The organism is Capnocytophaga sp. oral taxon 903 (assembly GCF_013394785.1).
GTDB classification, from domain to species: Bacteria; Bacteroidota; Bacteroidia; order Flavobacteriales; family Flavobacteriaceae; genus Capnocytophaga; species Capnocytophaga ochracea.
The window spans coordinates 786,627-807,642 of sequence record NZ_JABXYW010000002.1 but is presented as its reverse complement, the minus strand read 5'-3'; the positions used below and the strand labels follow the sequence as shown (position 1 = coordinate 807,642).

Sequence of the window (21,016 nt, the reverse complement as noted above, 5' to 3'; positions counted from 1 at the left end):
CTTCGCTGTTTTTTAATGCTCTTTAAGAGTTGGCTATAAGTCTTTCTAAAGCCATTCCTCTTGAACCTTTGATGAGTATTAGGCTGTCTTGAAAAGAAAGATTCTTAAAGACCTCTTGAAATTCCTCAAAGGTTTCATACTGCGGATAAGGTGCTTTAGTTTGTTTAAAATTCTTTCCGATGAGGTAGACCCCTGCCCATTGGTGTTCTGTGAGTTTATCGACAATACTTTGATGCTCCTGAGTAGCGTAATCGCCAAGCTCAAACATATCGCCGAGAATAAGCACTTTATTAGGGAAGCTGTTCATAGAAAGGAGATTGTCGATAGCAGCAGTCATACTGCTAGGATTGGCGTTATAGGCGTCGAGCAAAACAGTATTACTACCCCATTGCAATAACTGACTGCGATTGTTTTGAGGAATATAGCTCTCTATGCCCTTCTGAATAGCCTTTGTAGAGAGTTTGAAGTAACGCCCAAAAGCTACCGAAGCACCAATATTAGTGAAGTTATAGCTTCCTACCAGATGAGAAGTTGCGACAGTGGGAGTATCAGTAAAGCCCTCTATATTGGCAGGGAATCCTTCTGTGGTGGTTTGTAGGGACGTGTCAGCAAACTGTATTTTCACGGGTTGAGTGCTGAGACATTGCACAGAGACGTTTACTCCTTCGCCTACTCCAAAACTGTACACATTGTTATAGTTTTCCAAAAGCGCTTCGGTGATAGGATTATCGGCATTGGCAATAATGGTTTTATGGTGCGCTTTGAGGTAATCATAGAGCTCGCCTTTGGTTTTTATCACGCCTTCAAAAGAACCAAAGCCTTCTAAATGCGCTTTACCAATACTGGTAATATAGCCGTAGTCGGGTTCAGCAATAGAACATAGGAAGGCTATTTCACCTGGGTGATTGGCACCCATCTCCACAATAGCAATATCGGTTTCTGGTTTAATTGTGAGCAAAGTGAGAGGTACTCCTATATTGTTGTTTAGGTTGCCTTGTGTAGCTACTATGTTCAGTTGTTGTGATAATACGGACTTGATAAGCTCCTTTGTGGTGGTTTTTCCATTGCTACCGGTAATACCAATAACGAGTGTTTTTAGCTTCCTGCGGTGGTAAGTAGCGAGCTGTTGGAGTGTAGTGAGGACATCGTCTACCAAAAGTGTTTTGTAGGCGATGTGATAAGCAGGGTCATCAATAACTGCATAGCAGGCTCCTTTGGCAAGAGCTTCTTGAGCAAAGGTGTTGCCGTTAAACGAAGCTCCTTTCAAGGCAAAGTAAATACTATTAGGCGTTATATTGCGAGTATCAGTACTTACGCCCGCTGAAGTTATATATCTTTGATAAAGCTCTTCTATCATAAACTATTAGTTCTTTTATAATGCAAAACTACAGCGTTTTTTTGAGTTAAGCAAATAGTTCTTGTTACTTTCTATAAAAAAAGAGAAGAGCCCTCTTGAACTTTTCAAGAGGGCTCTCTGTTTATGAAAAATTTTATGTTTTTTATCCTTTAGGAGTTTTATGGTTCTTTTTAGCTTTTGAACCTACACGGCTCATAGCGTTGCGGAACCCTATATAATCAGTAGCGATGTACTGAGGTAAGAAGCGACGTTGTGCTGGGTCAAGCCAATAGGCACGGTCTCTCCAAGAACCACCTTTAAATACGCGTACTTCGTCGTCGATAAGTGAAGTGCGGTCGTTAGAAGTATCATAGTCCTTACCGTTGATATCACTTCCTGGTTTTTTAGGACGAGGAGCGTTGTACATTGAGTTTGTATACTCTGAACCTTCTGCCATCAAGTCACTTTGGTTGCGATAGTTGCGTGTAGATGATTTATCACCATCGTGATAACTGCGGTTATCGGAGTGTGTAAAGTTATAACGCAAATAGGTTTCGTTTGAGTCGATAGGAACAGTAGCAAGGTTACCTGGCAAATTACGAGCGATAATTTTACCATTCATCAAAGTGTCATACTTCACATTCTCAGGAGTTACTACTATTTGTTTTCCGTCTTCACCTATAGCGTGTTTCATATACACATTACCACGGTAATAGTTGAAATCTGTTATTTCATCATCAACAATAGGACGATAAACATCAGCTACCCACTCTGCTACGTTACCTGCCATATCATACAAACCAAAGTCATTGGGTGGATAAGTTTTAACTGCTACAGTGATATCACCTTTGTCATCTGACCAACCTGCCAATCCGCCGTAGTCACCTTTACCTTGTTTGAAGTTAGCTAAGAGGTCTCCACGAGTTCTACGTTTGGTAGAACGAGTGTATTGGCTATTCCAAGGGTATTTCTTTCTACCTTGCAATGAATTGTATTCACGAATACCACCCAAAGATTTGGCAGCGTATTCCCACTCTACTTCAGTAGGCAAACGATACTCAGGCAATAAAATACCACTAGTTTGTTTAGCATAAGTTGCTTCTCCTTCTTTATTAGTTTTCTTACCTCCCATTTCACCAGCTATCTTACCTCCGTAAGTTTGTGATGGAGCGTTTAGGTAAGTATCGGTACTAAATGTGCTAGTAGCATCTACTTGGTAACGAGCATCTTTTGCAAGATAACCATCACGTTCCAAGATTGCCTCGTTCACACGGTCAGTACGCCAAGAACTAAACTGTACTGCTTGCACCCAGTTTACCCCTACTACAGGATACTCAGCATAAGCAGGGTGACGCAAGTAATTGCTAACCATTGCTTCATTAGCACTTAGAGGGCTTCTCCATACTAAGGTATCAGGAAGGGCACCTATATATATATTTCTATATTGCTCTTCATCTGGTGGGAATACACGTTTCAACCAATCGAGGTATTCCATATACATCTTGTTGGTTACCTCTGTTTCGTCCATATAAAAAGACTGTACGTGTTGTTGGGTAGGGGTGTTATTCCAGTCGTGCATTATGTCGTCTTCCACCTCTCCCATAGTGAAGGTACCTCCCTCAATGAGCACAAGACCAGGACCTGTCTCTTGGTCTTTAAAATCTGTATTGTATTGAAAACCACCTTCTTTCGCGTTGATTTTCCAACCTGTTGCACTTGATATGTTCTTATCAGTCTTCTTGCCACATCCTGTGAGCAACAATCCTGCTAAGGCCATATAAACAGGTACTTTTAATAAATTTCTTTTCATAGTAAAAACACTTGTTAGCATAAAAATTCGGGCGCAAGATACTACTTTTTTTTAATGTAGTATCATCTTTTCTCAATTTTAACTATATATTAATATTCTATTTTTTGTGTATTTTTTATATATGTTTGATTTATAGTTTTATACACTCTATTTCCTCCTTCTCTTGTTTCTCGTATTTCCTCTTCTCCCACCCTATTTTTTAACAATTCTTTAAGTATTTTGTTTATAACATTTGGTTCTTATCAGCTAAAAAAACCAATAACAACGACAAAAAGAACGCTATAATAGGCGCTATCATCCACATCGCAAAGAATCGCTTTACTTGAGTCTTGCGAAAAATATTCTTGTGCCCCATCTTCGCTACGCCTATTCCTAAGATAGCTGCTACATTCACTTGTACCAATGAGGTGGGTATTCCTTTTACAACCGAAGCCAGTAACAACAAGCTCCCCGATATAAATGCGATAATCACCGCCTCAAACTTCCCAAAAAGTATTATTTCCTTCCCTGTATTCTTCAGTATCTTATGTCCAAAAAGCGAAGCGCCAATGCCAAAACACGGGGCTACCACCAAAGTAGCCAACATCAAAATAACAATATGGTCGCTCTCGCGAATGTGTAGCTCATTAATCGTCATTGTATACAAAGGTCCCGTCGCATTAGCTACGTTGTTAGAGCCTATCGCAAACGATACATACAAAGCCATTATCACCAACGCTACATCCCAAATATGCTTCTTGTTCTCATTCTGCGCCCGCTGTATCGTCAGCCCCCGCCTGCGCATCGGTTGGTAAATGTATTTCCCCGCAAAATAACTCAGAAAATAAGCAATCACAGGCAATATAAACCACGCAGGTATAATCTCCATAAATAGCCTATTCGTGTCTAACTTCTCAAAATACAACGCTGGTGCCGCTAAGGCTAATACTGCTGCCTGACTGGTGGACTGTGGTATCCCGGAAATGTTCGAAATAAGCATCGTTACCGCTATCGAAAATAAGGCTATCGATACCACCGTAAAATCCAAATACTCCGAGGGTAATATGCCACTCCCCATCGTACCTGCCGTTTTCTTCCCTGCCAAAAACGCTCCTACAAACACCATTATCCCAAATAACCCCGGGATAACAGTCTTTCTAATCACATTAGCGCCATAGCTTGCCGAGAATGCAGGAGCCGTACCGCTACCTCCCATCGTAATGGCTACTGCCATTGCAATGAGAAACGGAATAAGTAATTGGCTGTATATGGGTGTCATTCTTTATATCAGTTTTTCTCCGCAAAAGTATAAAATCTTTTTTAAATAACAATACTTTTTCTGCAAAAAAAAAGCCCGATATTACTATCGGACTTTTCCATTAACCAACCAAAACTTTAAATTATGAAAACTATTATTTGAAGTTTTACAATGAGCTACCACCCTCATTGCGTCGGCAAAGGTACGGCGTTTTTTTTAACTACCAAAATAATTCCAGAGTTTAACAAAACTTTAACGCATCTATAATGTCTTTATCTCTGATTATCAGTGTTTCTTGTCTTGCTTTTATTTCTTCTCCAATTTATTTATCTCCGCAAGTTCTGCCTCTGTAAGTTTCTTAAATGTATACTCATACGTTCCTTGATTATCGTCATCATCTTTATCTATAAATGAAATGACAAGCCTATTTCCTCTTACAAAAAAGTTCTCAGGAGTATCGTCTTTTTTAGTAATCGTACCATTAGAAGCAGTATAAGGCACCGCTCTGCCTTTTTCAAACTCGCAACGATTAGTATTATTATTGAAGCCAAAGTCATAATTAGTTACTGTATTAGCGGTATAAATATCTACTTGTTTATCTTCACAGGGTTCTTTTTCGATAGGTTGTCCATTAAAGGTAGCTTTTTCTATCTGCCACGCCCCTATGAGTGCTTTGGGGTCGGTAGTTTTTTCAGGAGCTTTATACTCCATCGCTCTAAGGGCTGTCAATTCCTTTTCGCTGATTTTCTTATAGGTATATGAAAAAGAACGCTTTCTCCCTTGTTCATCTAATCCAGTCCCCTCTATTACAAGTTTAGTTTCAGTCACAGTAAAAGTAACTGTCTTACCTTCAATTGTAATAGTTGTCCCCGATATAGTATAAGGTTTTATTTCTTGTTTTTTATAGGTACAATTATATTCATCATACTTTTTAAAGATAAGCTCTTCTACTGTGCTTTCAGTAAAAATAACAGCATCTTTTAAAGAACACTCCGAAAACGCTAACTTCTCACCATCAAGAGTTGCCGATTCCATTTGCCACGCTCCTATCAGTTGCTTTTTGTAATCAGGAGCTTTATACTCCATCGCTCTAAGGGCTGTCAATTCTTTTTCGGTAATTCTTTTATAGGTAGTGGTAGAAGGCTTTTTGTTTCCTTGTACATCTGTATAGACTCCCTCTATCACAAGTTTACCCTCAGTAATGGTAAAAGTGGTGGTACCATCTTTGGTTGTAAAGGTGTTCCCCAAAAGAGTGTAAGTCAAAGGGTCTTGTTTCTCATAGGAGCAATTACCATCTCTTTTCTTAAACGAAAGACGTTCTATTGTCTTTTCAGTAAAAACAATCGTTTCTTTTAGTGTACATTCTGAAACCGAAGACGGTTTCCCGTCTATGGTAGACGATTCCATTTGCCACGCTCCTATCAGTTCGACAGTCTTCTGTGGTGGCTCAGGTGTTTTATCATCTTTGCTTCCGCAAGACGAAATCATTGTGGCAAGGGCAACAAATGCCCCAAATAAAAATTTCTTCATATGTGTTAGTATTTTTAGTTTGAGGGCGCAAAACTATAAAATTAATTTATCTTCACCAAAAAATCATCATAACACCCCACCTCCGAGTCCCTTCTAACCTCCCCAAAACCTTTTACAACCCCCTCTTTGGTCACCACACTCCCCTTTGGAAGTAGCCAGCGAAAGCTGGGTATGTGAGAAGGGGGAGGTTTCCTCCGCTTTTTCGTCACACTCCCTCCTAGTGCCTGTGGCCTAAGGCCTAGTACCTCTTCCTCTTTCTTTCGCCTCGAAACCCCGTTTTTACCGTTTTTAGCCCTGTTGTATTACACTATTAATCAATTATTTACATACCTTTTCTATACCAATCGTCCATCATTCGTTCATCATTCCTATATCCTTTCTATATCCTAACCCCACCCTCCTCACACCCTTTTTTCACCAAAATCTCTCCCAACCTCCTTTTGGAAATCTCCGTTTTCTTCCGAAAACCCTAACCAGTCCGATTTGTCCTACAAGTCAGACCTGTCAAAAAACCATTTTTATCACTACCTTTTTGCTAATTTCCTCATTTCCAAATTTTCTAATTTCCCTCTCTTGTACGGCTCGCACCTTTGCCAAAGTTGAATAAACTGACAATACCTCCGCTGGTTTACAAGGCGTAGCCTTGATTTTGTTTAAATTTTGTTTGATTTCTGACGCACAGCCTCATTCCCCTAACACAACCTCGCACCCCATTTACCAATTCTCTCATTTTCTAATTCTCTAATTCTCTCATTTCCTCATTTCCTCATTTTCCACTCATCGCTTTTGCCCCGCCATTCCTAGTACCTATGCCCTAAGACCTCAAATCTAAAAACCTAAAATAATTTTGTCAATTCAATAAAAGTTTGTAATTTTGCTTGTCTAAAAATATATTTTGATAATACAAACGCTTATATGACCATTACCTTAGCCTCACTGAAAATAGGACAAACCGCTGTCATTACCGGATTTATCCCTGAATGCCGACAAGAAGTAAGGCAACGCTTGCTCGACTTAGGTTTCGTACGCGGGTCAAAAATCAAGATAGAAAACGTCAGTCCCCTATCCGACCCCGTTGCTTATAGCATTCACAACACCCAAATCGCCCTTCGCAAAACTGATGCCCTCTGTGTGCTGATTCAGGTGGCAGGGGATAGGGGTTAGGTGTCAGGTGTGCTACACTTTACCAAAGTTTTTGCCTGTGTGGCTCACACCTTTGGCAAAGTTGATAATCCTTGTAAATAAGGAAAAAATATAAACAAATCAAACAAGCGTTCGGCTTGTTATACAACTATGAAAAACACTTGCGATATTTGTGCTCTTAACCCCTCCGCTTCCCTAAGACCCTTAGGCGAAGAGGCAGGCATTTATAACTATACCATTGCCCTCGCAGGGAATCCTAATACCGGCAAAAGCACCGTCTTCAACGCTCTTACCGGCTTGCGCCAACACACTGGCAACTGGCCTGGTAAAACCGTAACACGTGCCGAAGGCAGTTTCTCATTCCATAAGGAACGATACCGCATCATCGACCTACCTGGCACCTACTCTCTGCTTTCTACTTCCGAAGACGAAGAAGTAGCACGCGACTTTATTCTCTTTGGCAAACCCGATGTAACAGTCATCGTAGTAGATGCAAGTCGTTTAGAACGCAACCTCAGCTTGGCGCTTCAAATACTCGAAATCACCGATAAAGCAGTGCTTTGTCTCAACCTGATGGACGAGGCACGCCGGCATCACATCAATATCGATACGCGCACCCTTTCACGCGATTTGGGCATTCCCGTAGTGGCAACATCTGCACGTACCAAAGAAGGTATCGCCGATTTGCTCTTTGCTATCGAAGAAGTGGTAAGTGGTAAATTCCAAACGAAAAAACAAACCTTTATCGACCTTCCTAAGCAAAATGCCGAAGCCATTGCTGAGTTACAGAAGGCACTTTCTGAACTAAATCCCGATTTACCAAATACACGTTGGCTCTCAATGCGACTCATCGAAGGCGATGAGAGCGTACAAAAAGGTATAGAAGAAGGAGCTTTTTCTGCTGAAAATAACCCCGAAAGGCAGGCGCGTATCTTGCGTATTGCCCAAGAATACCACCATCTCTTAGGCGATACGTACCGCAACGATTTGGTAGAAGCAATCTATGCCCAAGCTACTGCCCTTATTAATGCCTCCGTCAGTACCGATTTTACTGCGCGCTCTTTCCGCATCGACCGCGCGATAGATAAAGTCGTAACACATAAAATTTGGGGTTTCCCTATTATGTTTCTGCTCTTGGCAGGTGTGCTGTGGATTACCATTATCGGGGCTAATTACCCTTCACAATGGCTCTCCGATTTATTTGTAGGGTGGCTCTATCCGCTCCTGAAAAATGGAGCGAATGCCTTGCATTTCCCTTGGTGGCTTAGCGGTTTCCTTATCGATGGAGTGTACTTGGCTACGGTATGGGTCATTTCAGTGATGTTACCCCCAATGGCTATATTCTTTCCGCTGTTCACCCTCCTCGAAGATTTTGGCTACCTGCCTCGTGTGGCTTTTAATCTCGATAAGCTCTTTCGCACAGCAGGCGCTCACGGCAAGCAAGCCCTCACAATGAGTATGGGCTTTGGTTGTAATGCCGCAGGAGTGGTAGCAACGCGTATTATCAACAGTCCGCGTGAAAAACTCATTGCTATTATCACCAATAACTTTTCGCTCTGCAACGGTCGTTGGCCTACCCAAATACTTATCGCTACATTGTTCATCGGGGCTTTAGTGCCCAAGCAGTGGAGCGATACAGTAGCAATGCTTGCTGTTATAGGCATAGCCGTGTTGGGGATTGTCTTTTCATTCTTCACCTCGTGGCTATTGAGCAAGACACTTCTCAAAGGCGAATCGTCGTTCTTTGTATTGGAGTTGCCTCCTTATCGTCCACCGCGTTTCTTCCAAACGCTCTACACATCGCTTATCGATAGAACCCTTATTGTACTCTGGCGCGCTGTTGTATTTGCTGCGCCTGCGGGAGCAGTAATATGGCTAATATGCAATCTCCAAATAGCTCACCAGCCCATTGCTCTCTGGCTCATTCAAGGGTTAAACCCCATAGGCGTGTTTATAGGCTTAAACGGCGTAATCCTGCTTGCCTATATCGTTGCCATTCCAGCCAACGAAATCGTCATTCCCACCGTGCTGATGCTCACCACTATGGTCTTAGGGCAAACAGCAGTAGGCGAGGGGGCAGGCGTACTGATGGAAGCCTCAACCTCTCAAGTAGGTACCTTGCTACACGCTGGAGGTTGGACGCTCCTCACTGCCGTAAACCTGATGCTATTCAGCTTGTTACATAATCCTTGTAGTACTACTATCTACACGATATACAAAGAAACCCATAGCAAGAAATGGACGCTCATTGCTACACTCTTGCCCGTACTATATGGCATAGTAGTGTGTTTTTTGGTGGCAAAACTGTGGTAATAACCTAAAAACATTTGCTTTTTTAGTTAAAACAGGCTATCTTTGCACAGATATTTTAATAAGCAATGATATGAAACGCTTTCTTTTGCTCTTTACACTCCTAACTGCTACAACTTATGCACAACTCTCTTCTTACACCTATAAGCAAGAACTTAAAGGTGTAAAGGGGAACGCTTGGCATAAACTCATTTTACCCGACCATACCTTTGCACAATTCCAAAGTTATGGCACAGACCTCCGTATTTATGGCGTATCAGCTACTGATACCATCGAAGTCCCTTATACAGTAATCGACACTAATAACATCGTAAAACACAAGGTCAATTTCTCAGTAATAAACAGTAAAGAAACCAAATGCAGTTACATAAACTTCAGTCTGCCTCAGGCTCTTCGCATCTGTAAGATACGCGTTGTCCCTCAAGCCTCTTATGATTATTACAGGAAGCTAAATCTCGCTACTTCTGTTACCGAATCGTATGCGCAAAAGCGTTGTGATAGTTATTGTTCTTACGATTTAAGAGAAGCGCCTCTTAGTTCTAAAACCAATAATACCTTCTCCTTTGATGATATTCTTGTGAAATACGGACAAATAATAATAGAAAACGGAGATAACGAGCCTCTTCCTATTAGCGAAGTCGTAGTGTATGCAATACGTTATACCTTAGCAGCTCGTTTTTTAGACCCTAATCGCACCTATTATTTAGCTTATGGCAAAGAAGATGATTACACCCCCGAATATGATATAGAGCACTTCATAACCGATATCCCAAAACAACTCACCGAATTGCAATATGGCGAAGTGCTCAAACAACCCAAAACAGAAAGCGCTTCTGTAAAAGCATCTTCCTCTCCTGCCGAAAAATCTCATCAGCAACTCCTTTGGTGGGTAATGGGAGTGATTGTACTGCTTATTTTTATATTTTCAGCAAAGATGATGAAGAAATAATCAGAACTCCAAGCAAATAGTTTTGCGGTGAGGAAAGTTGGTGTGACTCAATATGTGCAAGCCCTTGAAAAGCTCAATGAAAACAGAGATAACAAAATGATTAAAGGAAGTTAACTAACCCACCCTTCCTTTTCCTCTCTTTTGTGGAAATAGATGTTAAAGACAGTAATGTCTGGTTAGGTATTGGTTATGTATACTCTAAATAATGAATAATAAACCCTAGAATTGTATTGTACAAGGAAATTAGAATCGCCAATGATAGGATTTGAAGTTATCATTAATAAAAAATCTCTTGTAGGAGGAATTCAAGATGGAGTTATCTCTGTTATTATAGAACGGTTAGCTTTAGATGACCGAAATTATTTAGCTATTAATTTTGGAGGATACGATAAAGAGACTGACAGCCATACAGTTTGGTTAGATGAGGAATTACCTATAAACAATACCATTACTGTAAAAGTTATAGAACTTAGTAGTAATGAAATTGCGACTTCTCTTCAAAATAGAGCTAATAGAGAAAACTTTGTCAAAGTTCCTTCAAACATAGGTCTTGAAGTGACAGTTCGAGAAGAGGTGCTTTCTGCCCATATAAGGAAAGGAAGTATTCATTTGATTGCTACGTTGCTAAGTGATAAAGACAAGTGTGAAATATTTGTAGATTTTGTAGCTACCGAGTGTATGGATAGTGAAGACAACCCTAAAAAATATTGGTATAAAAAAGCCTTACAATTAGGCGATAGCGTTACCATTGAAGCAAAGGAAATTACTAAAATGACCATATAAAATCTAAATTAAATAACTTTCTCACTATTCCTCATTCGTCATTCGTAATTATTTATTACCTTTGCCCCCTAAACAAATAATAGGTAACACGTAATTAGGTAACAAATGCCGTTACCTCTTACCTCTTACCTCTTACCTAAATCAAATGGATCAAAGAAAAAAAGAAGAGGCACTACACTATCACGAGTTTCCACAACCTGGTAAAATCGCTATTGTGCCTACCAAAAAACATTCTACACAACACGACCTCGCGTTGGCTTACTCTCCTGGAGTAGCCGAACCTTGCTTGGCAATTGCCGAAGATAAAAGCAACGCCTATAAGTATACTGCCAAGAGCAACCTCGTAGCCGTAATTTCCAACGGTACTGCCGTGCTCGGTTTAGGCGATATAGGTGCTGAAGCCTCTAAACCTGTAATGGAAGGAAAGGGTTTGCTCTTCAAAATATTTGCAGGTATCGATGTGTTCGACATCGAAGTAGATGCTACTGATGTCGATAAGTTCGTAGAAACCGTAAAAGCTATTGCTCCTACCTTCGGGGGTATCAACCTCGAAGATATCAAAGCGCCTGAGGCTTTCGAGATTGAACGTCGCCTAAAAGAGGAATTGGATATCCCTGTAATGCACGACGACCAGCACGGTACAGCTATCATTTCGGCAGCAGCCCTTGTCAATGCCTTAGAAATAGTAGGTAAGGATATTGCCAAAGCGCAGATAGTAGTAAATGGTGCAGGAGCCGCCGCTATCTCTTGTACGCGCTTGTACGTGGCTTTGGGTGCGAACCCTAAGAACATCGTAATGTGCGACAGTAAGGGTGTGATTCGTAAAGACGCTCCTAACCTCACCGAACAAAAAGCCGAATTTGCTACCGACCGCAATCTCCGTACTCTCGAAGAAGCGGTAAAAGGTTCTGATGTGTTTATCGGTCTTTCTAAGGGAGATGTGCTCACCCCCGAGATGTTGCTCTCTATGAATAAGGACGCTATTGTATTTGCAATGGCAAACCCTATTCCTGAAATCGATTACGATTTGGCTATCCAAACCCGTAAAGATATCATTATGGCAACAGGTCGCTCCGACTTCCCTAACCAAGTGAACAACGTGCTCGGTTTCCCTTATATCTTCCGTGGAGCGTTGGACGTTCGCGCTACTAAAATCAACGAAGAGATGAAACTCGCTGCGGTACGTGCTATTGCCGATCTTGCCAAAAAAACTGTACCTCAGCAAGTAAGTTTGGTATACGGAGGTGAAAATCTTACCTTTGGTCGCAACTATATTATTCCTAAGCCGTTCGACCCTCGCTTAATATACGAAGTACCGCCCGCTATTGCCAAAGCCGCTATGGAATCAGGGGTAGCACAAAAACCTATTACCAACTGGGAAGCCTATAAAGGCGAACTAATGGACAGAATTGGTGTAGGTAGCAAAGAAATACGGTTATTGCAAGACCGTGCCAAACGAAATCCTAAACGCGTAGTATTTGCTGAAGCCGACCAATTGGAAGTGCTTAAAGCTGCTCAACGCATTTATGAAGATGGTATCGGTATTCCTGTGCTTTTGGGTAATAAAGAAGTGATAAAAGCGCTCAAATACGAAATAGGTTTCACCGGTCGTGTAGATGTAATCGACCCTAAAAGTGATGCCGAAAAAACACGTCGTGAGAAGTTTGTAAAGCATTATTGGAAACTGCGCGAACGCCGTGGTATCACCTACGAAGTAGCCGAACGCCTAATGCGCGAGCGCAATTATTTTGGTACGATGCTCGTAGAAACCGGTCAAGCCGATGCAATGATTACTGGTTACTCTCACGCTTATCCTAATGCTATTCGTCCAGCACTCGAAATTATCAAAAAAGACGAGGGCGTAGAGCGTATCGCTGCCACCAGCATTATGCTCACCAAACAGGGTCCTTTATTCCTTTCAGATGCTACTATCAATATCGACCCTACTGCCGAAGAGTTGGCTAACATCGCCTTGCTTACAGCTCGTGCCGTGAAGTTCTTCGGCTTAAAACCTTCGGTAGCGATGTTGTCGTATTCTAACTTTGGTTCGGCAGTATCCGAAAGTAGCCTGAAAGTACGTGAGGCAGTAGCTTACCTCCACAAGCACCACCCCGATTTAGTAGTCGATGGTGAAATCCAAGCCGATTTTGCTCTCAATCCTGAGAAGATTGCCAAGAACTATCCGTTCTCTAAGCTCAACAAGGGCAAAGGGGCTAATGTACTCATCTTCCCTAATCTCGAAGCGGCAAACATCAGTTACAAGCTCCTCAAGGAAACCCAACACTTAGACACCATAGGTCCTGTGATTTTAGGTCTTTCTAAACCTATTCACATTACCACTATCGGTTCTACTGTCGACGAAATGGTAAATCTCGCTACCCTTGCAATAATTGACGCTCAACAAAAATAGTACGAGTCGCACAGACAATTAGTGCAAAGTTATATAAACAATAAAAAAATATTGTTTTCATATTATAAAAAAGGCTGTTCAATATATATTGAACAGCCTTTTTTTATTACTTAGTAATCATATTGCTACCTTTAATATTTTACTTATTTGTGGCAATAAACCACCTTTCTTTCACTATCTCTCACATATCCCACCCCAAGCATTTTACCTCCAGCCCACGTTACTTATTTTATATCCGACAATTCTAACCTATAAAACGACTGATATGAGCAGATAGTAGCACCATAAGCTCAATTAATGTTCGATTATAATTTTATTAACCATCGTTGTAGACCCACTGTAGACCCACTGTAGACCCACTGTAGACCCACTGTAGACCCACTGTAGACCCACTATACTTCCGTTTAAAGTTTATTTAAAGTCCGTCAGAGGTCTCACAGAGCAACTGCGCAAAATTATCAACTATAACTCAGTTCGATATGTACGAAGCCAATTAAGAGTTGAAGAAAAATAGTATATTGTTTTATTAAGAGTTATGTTCTTCGTGTATAATAAGCATCGCTACTTCCCCCTTTGAAGGAAGTCAGCGAGCTGGCGTAGCTGAGTATGTGAATAGGGAGGAATGTTTATAATCGGCTAACATAGATGTAACCACACACAAGGTGTATTTCGCAAAACGTAAACAACTACTGTTGATTTTCAGCCTTTAATGTTCTCTCTTTAATTATTTTTAGATTTATGTAAAAATAATTTCTAATTTATTTTCGTAGTATCTAAAAATATACTACCTTTGCCCTAAAATAATGATATTAGTAATATATGAAAACTTTTTTATTAGCTATCTCTTTAGCTTTTAGTATTTTGAGTTTCTCTCAGGAAGGTACTATCAAAGGTACTATCACGGCAGAGGGGCAGCCCTTAGAAGCCGTAACTGTTCAACTCGAAGGTAAAACCTTCAAAAAATGGACAACCTCCGACCGCAATGGTCAGTATTCTCTTTCCTTACCCGCTGGCGAATACAGGCTAAAAGTGCGTTCGTTGGGGTATATTCCTTATAACGATAAAGTGGTTATCACAGAAGAAGAGACTCTCTCTCAAGATGTCTCTCTCAAAGAAGATGTGGTCGGAATGGAAGAAGTGGTCGTAACAGCTACCAAAACCAAAGAAAACCGTAAGGACGCACCTGTACTGGTGAGTGTTACTACCAATCGCGAACTGGCAAATGTGAAAGCTCATACCCTAATGGAGGGGCTTGTTTTCCAACCGGGGTTGCGCACCGAAGTAAACTGTCAGAACTGTGGTACTTCCCAAGTGCGTATCAATGGCTTAGAAGGTGCTTATTCGCAAATCCTCATCGATAGCCGTCCTATCTTTGGCTCGCTCAATGGCGTGTATGGCTTAGACCAAATCCCTGCCAATATGATTGAGCGCATAGAGGTAATCCGTGGAGGTGGTTCTGCCCTCTTTGGCTCTAATGCCATTGCTGGTACTATCAACGTGATTACTAAAAACCCTACCAAAAACGAGGCACAAGCAGGTATTGTGGGCAACCTCATAGGCGGTAAATCAGCCGATGTGGTAAGTTCTTTTAACGGTTCACTCGTGAGTGAGAATTATATGCGCGGTATCTCTTTCCACGCTATGCAACGCACACGTCAGTCTTATGATGATAATGGCGATGACTTTACCGAAATCACTCGTTTGCGCAATCTCAATGCTGGTGCGAAACTCTTTAACGATTTCAGCGACCGCCATAAGCTCACCGCCGAACTGAACGTGAGCAACGAAAACCGTCGCGGAGGTAATAAACTCGACGAACCCGAACACCTTGCCGACCTTGCCGAGAGCATTCGCACTCAAATGCTTGGAGGGAATGCAAGTTTCGACTACTTTTCTCCTGCCTATAACCATAAGTTCACCGCCTATACCAGCGCCGAACGCACTCGCGCCGATAACTATTACGGTAGCTTCGACGGCACCGATATAGTAGCCTCTTCTGGCAACTATGGGGTTACCAAAGAGAATATTTGGTTACTTGGCGGACAACATACGGCTTATGTGCCTACGGGCAACGGCAATTTGCAATGGACGTCAGGCGCCGAATATCAATACGACAAGATAGCCGAAAAGCGTCAGAATCCTAATGTGCTTGCCGTAAACCAAAAAGCAAATACATTTGGTCTCTTCACTCAAGCCGATTGGCGTATCTCTCCGAAAATCAAAGTGCTCGGAGGTGTCCGATTCGATAATGTAAATTCCGATATAATGAAGAAAAGTGTTACAGCGCTCAATCCTCGCGCGAGCGTGCTTTACAATATCGATGAGAATTTCATCGCTCGGGGGTCGTATTCAAGAGGATTTAGAGCGCCTTTCTTCTATTCAGAAGATGTACACAGCGAATTGCAAGGGGGTGAAGCACGACGTGTAAAACTCGCCGATGATCTTAAAAAAGAAACTTCTGATAGCTTTACCGCTTCTTTTGAATATAACCACGCTCACGATAATCACCAATTTGTAGCGATGATTGAAGGGTTTTATACGGCTTTGCACGATCGTTTTACTTATGAAGATGCAGGTTTAGAAAACGGATTGCCTATCCGTGAGAAACGCAATTCCGATGGTGCCGTAGTGAAGGGAGTAAATATAGAAGTGAAGTACAGCCCCAATCCCAAATTTATGGTACAACTCGCCACTACTATCCAAAGTTCTAAATACAATAGTGTGCAAAACCCCGAAGAAAACGTCTATACCGATGAAATTCTTCGCACGCCTAATGTGTATGGCAACCTAATGGCAACTTATAAACCACGCCCTAATTGGGATATCAACTTTGTAACGGTATATACAGGTAGTATGAAAACCACTCACTTGAAAGGTTATATAGCCGATACACGCTTAGAAACCACTCCTGCGATGTGGGATGTAGGCGTGAACACCGCTTATGAGTTTAAATTCCAAACTTTCTTCCCCTTAGAAGTGAGTTGCGGTATCAAAAACCTCTTCAACCAATATCAAAAAGATTTCGACAAAGGTGCTGAACGCGACGCCGATTACATCTATGGACCTTCGCTACCTCGCACCGTGTTTGTAGGTTTGAAAGTTAAAATTTAATATTCATATTAATTTTGCAAAGTTTGCATCAAAAAAGCGACTCATTTTCGAGTCGCTTTTTTTATTATTTGTGTATTGGAAACTTTGTTACAAATATTAGTAATTCAACTGATAGGTAGTAGTCATATCACTGTTATAACTAATATCAATATCAATATTATCTATTACTTGTGTTCCATTTTTAGTTTTAAGTTTGAAAGTGTGGCGAGCTACTTTATTCACTATTAAGTCGATAGTTTTACCATTCTTATCTTTCTCTACTTTTATAGGGATAATAATATCAAACACTTTTTCATCACTTTTATCGCTTACCAATTGGTACTTTTTGCTTTTCTCAGTACCATTTTGAATGTTAGTAATAAGTGTGTTCAATTTCGTTAAATAATTGGCATCAGTAAAATAACCAAGACCTGTATTTCTACCAGCTCTTGCATTTCGGGTTTCGTTGATAGTCTTTACAAAACCATCAGTATCAAAAGTATAAGTATAGTTATAAGTATAATTTAAAGCCGTGCCATCTTTTGTTAAAACCCTTTGTTGTAACAAGTTCTTAGGAGCTACCCCCTGTATCCAACCTATTTGAAAATCGAAATACTGCATATAACTAGTCACAGCATCTCCTTCAAAGTTGTACAATAAAAACTTATTTTTGTTCAAGTTGTTGTTATAAGAAAGCTGATTTTCAAAGGTGGTAATTTTGCCGTCCCAATTTCTCTTTCTGTTAATCTTAGTCAAATTGTCATTTGTCCACTCAAAATCCCCTATTTTTGGAGTGTTAGTCAATCGTTGATTGCTATCATAAGTACCAGCTAACATATTACCAGCAGCATTGAGTCCCATTTCTAGATTTTCTACACCCCCTGTATCTTCATTGGGAAAAGTTATTTTCACAGAGCTATCTCCATAAATAAATGTTTTTACATTATCACTTTTGCCCTCTTCCTTTCTAGTAATCTTTTTGATTCTTCCTTTTTCATCGTATTCATAAGCAAAGTTCAAAGTTTTTGCTACAAATTTTTGACCGTTGAGAGTGGGTTCTAAGGTACTTTCAAGAGAAGGAGCAGGAGCACCACCTGTATAGTCTATTTCCACTATGATAGCTTTAGAAGTAATTGTTTGTACTTTTTTAGTAGGCAAGTAGTCGCTTTGCGTAGTAGGGGTAGTAGTCCCATTACCGCCGTTGCCATTACCGCCATTAGGGGTATCATCGTCTTTACTGCTACAGCCTACGAGCATTGCCATTGCTGCGATACTGAATAAAATTTTTTTCATTGAATGTAATATTTTATGAATTTAGATGCAAAAGTAATAATAAATTGTTAATCAGCAAATTTTATTCATTAGTAGTTAGTTGTTAGAAATGAGAACAGCTGAGGGTAGCGAGGAAGTCAATGAGAGCTCATAGCCGAGAATCAAAAAAGCGACTCAAAAATAAGTCGCTTTTTTTATAAAAATGGTATAGCTATACTTCCCTACTTTCAAAGCTCTCCGCAATACCTCAGCCCCTTTATAAGGAGCGATTTCTTTCGCCTCGAAACCTCGTTTTTAACATTTTTAGTCTTGTTGTATTATGGTATGAATCAACCACTTATATACCCTTTCTATACCTATCGTCCAAGATTCGTATAAGCTTCCTATAAGCTCTCTATAAGCTACCCCCACCCTCCTTACAGTCTTTTTTCACCAAAATCTCTCTCAACTAACTTTTGAATTTCTCTGTTTTCTTCCGAATCCTCCACTCCCATCGCCTCACACCCCTCCGCTGGTGCGAGCTTGTAGCTCGTACCCCATTTTCTTAATTCTCTCATTTTCTCATTTGCTAATTTTCCCCGCCCGTGTGGCTCACACCGCCTGTATGACTCACACTTAGTATTGTTCCAAAAGATATTTAATAAGGTCAGTGGTTGTAACCAATCCCACTAACCTGCCATTATCCACCACCGGAATAGAGTGAAAACTTTGGTCAGCGAGTATTTCAGCCACTTCTTTAATCGAGGTATCAGCGCTCACCGTAAGAGGTGTTTTGGCCATAATCTGCGGAATAGTATACATATCATACACCACCGAAGTAACCTCCTCTTCGCCATCAGTCATATCAGCAAAACTAATGCGCAAAAGGTCAGAATAGCTTACGATACCTATAAGCTTATCTCCTTCTACCACAGGAATATGGCGAATATTATGCTTCTTAAACAGTCGCTCAGCCTCATAAAGCGATTGAGTAGGAGTAAGAGTTACTAACTCCTTACTCATAATTTGTGATACAGGTACTCTTTGTTTCATAATATATACGTTTTTAAAATGAATAATTCCGTTTTGTAGTTAAATTACCCTACAAAGGTAGTTATAAAAGAGATATAAAGCAAAGTGTTTAACAAATATTTAACGTTCTAACATACCTCAACTTCCGAGCTTTCACAGCTTACTTTAACTCAAACTGATGTTGCGTCGGTCTAATCTTTCTTCGTCTTACCTTCGGAAGTATATAAAATAGAAAAAGCCGTTCAGAGATGTCTGAACGGCTCTTTCGTTTCTAGTTAGTGAAAGAAATAATAATAATTTTACTTGTCAATAGACCCTACTACACGCTTCATAAAGCTGTTAAGGGCGTCTTTCTGTGGAGTACCTTGTTTAATCATATTGTCTACCTCGATAGCTCCGTAGAAGTTGGAGAGCAATTCGCCTATTACGTCTAGCTCCTCATCTTTGAGTTGCTCACATTCTATGAGATTTTCGAGCGTTTCTACTGTCTCATTCACGTAATCTTGGTCGTTTGTCTCAATAAATTTAACGATGTGTTTAATTACCGGTAATCTCATCTATAAATTGCTTTAAGAGTTCGGCTTTATTCGTTTGTATTTGGTTCACCAAAGTACCGTTTTTAAAAGCAGCGAAGGTAGGCAAATTATCTACTTTGGCTAATTTGCGTGACTCTGCGAAAGCTTCTGCATCTACATAAATAAAAGTAGCATTAGGAGTTTCGCTGGCATACTTTTTAAACTTTGGTTTCATTATCTTGCAATTACCACACCATCCTGCGCCGTATTGTACAAATACAAGAGGGTTAGAAGCTATTATTTCTTGCAAGTTATCTTGGGTAAGTTCTGTCATTATAAAAATAAAATAGTGATGAGTTTTTTAGTGTGTGATTTTCTCATTCTCATCCCCCCTCTCGCAAAGAGAAGAGGGGGAGAATGAGTTCCTTACAATGATCAAGTTATCTATAAGAGTGTTGTTTACTTTTTAGTGAGAAGCCAAGTAGCTGGCTACTCCTTTGCGGTCGGCGTGCATAGCCTCTTTACCTTCTTCCCAGTTAGCAGGGCACACTTCACCGTGTTGTTGTACGTGAGTATAGGCATCTACCAAACGCAAATATTCTTTTACATTGCGTCCTAATGGCATATCGTTAATACTTTCGTGAAATACTTTTCCCGTTTCATCGATAAGATAAGTAGCACGGAAAGTTACATCATCGCCTTCAAGAAGGTAAGCATCAGCTGTTTCATCGTAAATTTCACGAGAGTCGAGAATACCTAAAATACGAGCGAGGTTGCGGTTGCTATCAGCAAGGATAGGGTAAGTTACGCCTTCTATGCCTCCATTGTTTTTAGGAGTATTGAGCCAAGCAAAGTGTACTTCGGGAGTATCGCAAGAAGCGCCTATTACTTTCACATTACGTTTCTCAAAGTCAGCCAAAGCTTCTTGGAAAGCGTGAAGCTCAGTAGGGCATACAAAGGTAAAATCTTTAGGATACCAGAAAAGAAGAACTTTCTTTTTGTTGTTCACAGCTTCTGAAAGCACGTTTATTTTGAATGTATCCCCAAGGTCGCTCATAGCATTCACTTCGATATTGGGGAATTGTTTTCCTACAAATGACATATAATATTGTGTTTTGTTTTACGGGTGCAAAAGTAGGGTGTTTTTGTATAGGAAGAAACGTTTTTTTATTGAAAGATTTTATATGAAGATAAATAATAATTATGCAAGAAAGTTCTTTTATTTCTTCTTGCGTAATTCTCGCCAAATATATACTATTTGTACTATTATTAAAAAGCTGTTAGGTAGTATCACCGGAATACTATTAATTAAGTAACCGTAAACAACAAAGAGAGCACACCCCACCAAATTAGTAAGGCGTATATACACAAGATTATCTTTAATCAAAAAGCTGAGCACTACAAAAAGTGAAGCAGCATAACCAATAAATTCAATCATTATTTTTTATGTTTAAGTCGGGTTTGACGTCTGAACCAAAACATTGCCAAAGCTCCCAAAGCAAAGGCGATGTACAAATACCACTGAGTGCGGTCAGCAGTGCCCCACAAGTTATAAACCTCATAGGCACAGTAAAGAGCGATTGCCAAATAGGCATATTCAAAAAATATACGTGCGTTCAT

At 40.4% G+C, this 21,016-nt stretch carries 17 protein-coding genes; 6 read left to right on the top strand and 11 right to left on the bottom strand.

Going from position 1 to position 21,016, the window contains the following annotated elements:
- Positions 1-22: 22 nt before the first annotated feature.
- The 4 genes from HW279_RS03355 to HW279_RS03340 all read right to left on the bottom strand — a co-directional run bounded on the left by HW279_RS03355 (position 23) and on the right by HW279_RS03340 (position 5,913).
- Complete coding sequence (locus tag HW279_RS03355) at positions 23-1,357, bottom strand: UDP-N-acetylmuramoyl-tripeptide--D-alanyl-D-alanine ligase (RefSeq protein WP_178957960.1); 1,335 nt, start codon at positions 1,355-1,357, stop codon at positions 23-25.
- A gap of 142 nt (positions 1,358-1,499) precedes the next feature.
- Positions 1,500-3,167, bottom strand: coding sequence for a gliding motility lipoprotein GldJ (gene gldJ, locus HW279_RS03350; protein ID WP_178957959.1), 1,668 nt, complete (start codon positions 3,165-3,167; stop codon positions 1,500-1,502).
- Between the two features lie 202 nt (positions 3,168-3,369).
- Positions 3,370-4,404, bottom strand: coding sequence for an inorganic phosphate transporter (locus HW279_RS03345; protein WP_002674226.1), 1,035 nt, complete (start codon positions 4,402-4,404; stop codon positions 3,370-3,372).
- 285 nt (positions 4,405-4,689) lie between these two features.
- Entirely contained in the window at positions 4,690-5,913 is a 1,224-nt protein-coding gene (locus tag HW279_RS03340) for a lipocalin family protein (RefSeq protein ID WP_178957958.1), read from the bottom strand.
- 915 nt (positions 5,914-6,828) lie between these two features.
- Here HW279_RS03340 and HW279_RS03335 point away from each other — a divergent pair.
- The 6 genes from HW279_RS03335 (at position 6,829) to HW279_RS03310 (ending at position 16,619) form a co-directional block, all read left to right on the top strand.
- Complete coding sequence (locus HW279_RS03335) at positions 6,829-7,077, top strand: ferrous iron transport protein A (RefSeq protein ID WP_009417090.1); 249 nt, start codon at positions 6,829-6,831, stop codon at positions 7,075-7,077.
- Between the two features lie 129 nt (positions 7,078-7,206).
- Positions 7,207-9,369 carry a ferrous iron transport protein B gene (gene feoB, locus HW279_RS03330; RefSeq protein WP_178957957.1) on the top strand — a complete coding sequence of 721 codons (2,163 nt, stop codon included), beginning with the start codon at positions 7,207-7,209 and terminating at the stop codon, positions 9,367-9,369.
- 70 nt (positions 9,370-9,439) lie between these two features.
- On the top strand, positions 9,440-10,315 hold the full coding sequence (locus HW279_RS03325; protein ID WP_178957956.1) for a hypothetical protein: 876 nt from the start codon (positions 9,440-9,442) through the stop codon (positions 10,313-10,315).
- Between the two features lie 255 nt (positions 10,316-10,570).
- Positions 10,571-11,098, top strand: a complete 528-nt coding sequence (locus HW279_RS03320) for a hypothetical protein (protein WP_178957955.1) — start codon at positions 10,571-10,573, stop codon at positions 11,096-11,098.
- 145 nt (positions 11,099-11,243) lie between these two features.
- Entirely contained in the window at positions 11,244-13,508 is a 2,265-nt protein-coding gene (locus tag HW279_RS03315; protein WP_178957954.1) for an NADP-dependent malic enzyme, read from the top strand.
- An 819-nt stretch (positions 13,509-14,327) separates the two neighbouring features.
- Positions 14,328-16,619, top strand: a complete 2,292-nt coding sequence (locus HW279_RS03310) for a TonB-dependent receptor (RefSeq protein ID WP_178957953.1) — start codon at positions 14,328-14,330, stop codon at positions 16,617-16,619.
- 96 nt (positions 16,620-16,715) lie between these two features.
- Here the strand turns inward: HW279_RS03310 and HW279_RS03305 are convergent, their stop codons facing one another.
- The 7 genes from HW279_RS03305 to HW279_RS03275 all read right to left on the bottom strand — a co-directional run bounded on the left by HW279_RS03305 (position 16,716) and on the right by HW279_RS03275 (position 21,016).
- The gene (locus HW279_RS03305) at positions 16,716-17,891 is read right to left on the bottom strand and encodes a DUF4595 domain-containing protein (protein ID WP_178957952.1); all 1,176 of its coding nucleotides are present in this window, start codon (positions 17,889-17,891) and stop codon (positions 16,716-16,718) included.
- 594 nt (positions 17,892-18,485) lie between these two features.
- Complete coding sequence (locus HW279_RS03300) at positions 18,486-18,902, bottom strand: CBS domain-containing protein (protein WP_002674193.1); 417 nt, start codon at positions 18,900-18,902, stop codon at positions 18,486-18,488.
- A gap of 278 nt (positions 18,903-19,180) precedes the next feature.
- Positions 19,181-19,438 (bottom strand): DUF6952 family protein, encoded by a 258-nt coding sequence (locus HW279_RS03295; protein ID WP_048747710.1) that lies wholly within the window; start codon positions 19,436-19,438, stop codon positions 19,181-19,183.
- On the bottom strand, positions 19,419-19,730 hold the full coding sequence (locus tag HW279_RS03290; RefSeq protein WP_009419978.1) for a thioredoxin family protein: 312 nt from the start codon (positions 19,728-19,730) through the stop codon (positions 19,419-19,421). Before HW279_RS03290 ends, HW279_RS03295 begins: the two co-directional genes overlap by 20 nt.
- 132 nt (positions 19,731-19,862) lie before the next feature.
- The gene (locus tag HW279_RS03285) at positions 19,863-20,498 is read right to left on the bottom strand and encodes a peroxiredoxin (RefSeq protein WP_178957951.1); all 636 of its coding nucleotides are present in this window, start codon (positions 20,496-20,498) and stop codon (positions 19,863-19,865) included.
- Positions 20,499-20,615: 117 nt separating this feature from the next.
- Positions 20,616-20,834, bottom strand: a complete 219-nt coding sequence (locus HW279_RS03280) for a YgjV family protein (RefSeq protein WP_009409978.1) — start codon at positions 20,832-20,834, stop codon at positions 20,616-20,618.
- Positions 20,834-21,016, bottom strand: coding sequence for a hypothetical protein (locus tag HW279_RS03275; protein ID WP_002674183.1), 183 nt, complete (start codon positions 21,014-21,016; stop codon positions 20,834-20,836). The genes HW279_RS03280 and HW279_RS03275 overlap by 1 nt, the downstream gene beginning before the upstream one ends.

Coding starts and splice junctions, on each gene's coding strand:
- HW279_RS03355 (WP_178957960.1), bottom strand. CDS start 1,357: ATGATAGAAGAGCTTTATCAAAGATATATAACTTCAGCGGGCGTAAGT.
- gldJ (WP_178957959.1), bottom strand. CDS start 3,167: ATGCTAACAAGTGTTTTTACTATGAAAAGAAATTTATTAAAAGTACCT.
- HW279_RS03345 (WP_002674226.1), bottom strand. CDS start 4,404: ATGACACCCATATACAGCCAATTACTTATTCCGTTTCTCATTGCAATG.
- HW279_RS03340 (WP_178957958.1), bottom strand. CDS start 5,913: ATGAAGAAATTTTTATTTGGGGCATTTGTTGCCCTTGCCACAATGATT.
- HW279_RS03335 (WP_009417090.1), top strand. CDS start 6,829: ATGACCATTACCTTAGCCTCACTGAAAATAGGACAAACCGCTGTCATT.
- feoB (WP_178957957.1), top strand. CDS start 7,207: ATGAAAAACACTTGCGATATTTGTGCTCTTAACCCCTCCGCTTCCCTA.
- HW279_RS03325 (WP_178957956.1), top strand. CDS start 9,440: ATGAAACGCTTTCTTTTGCTCTTTACACTCCTAACTGCTACAACTTAT.
- HW279_RS03320 (WP_178957955.1), top strand. CDS start 10,571: ATGATAGGATTTGAAGTTATCATTAATAAAAAATCTCTTGTAGGAGGA.
- HW279_RS03315 (WP_178957954.1), top strand. CDS start 11,244: ATGGATCAAAGAAAAAAAGAAGAGGCACTACACTATCACGAGTTTCCA.
- HW279_RS03310 (WP_178957953.1), top strand. CDS start 14,328: ATGAAAACTTTTTTATTAGCTATCTCTTTAGCTTTTAGTATTTTGAGT.
- HW279_RS03305 (WP_178957952.1), bottom strand. CDS start 17,891: ATGAAAAAAATTTTATTCAGTATCGCAGCAATGGCAATGCTCGTAGGC.
- HW279_RS03300 (WP_002674193.1), bottom strand. CDS start 18,902: ATGAAACAAAGAGTACCTGTATCACAAATTATGAGTAAGGAGTTAGTA.
- HW279_RS03295 (WP_048747710.1), bottom strand. CDS start 19,438: ATGAGATTACCGGTAATTAAACACATCGTTAAATTTATTGAGACAAAC.
- HW279_RS03290 (WP_009419978.1), bottom strand. CDS start 19,730: ATGACAGAACTTACCCAAGATAACTTGCAAGAAATAATAGCTTCTAAC.
- HW279_RS03285 (WP_178957951.1), bottom strand. CDS start 20,498: ATGTCATTTGTAGGAAAACAATTCCCCAATATCGAAGTGAATGCTATG.
- HW279_RS03280 (WP_009409978.1), bottom strand. CDS start 20,834: ATGATTGAATTTATTGGTTATGCTGCTTCACTTTTTGTAGTGCTCAGC.
- HW279_RS03275 (WP_002674183.1), bottom strand. CDS start 21,016: ATGAACGCACGTATATTTTTTGAATATGCCTATTTGGCAATCGCTCTT.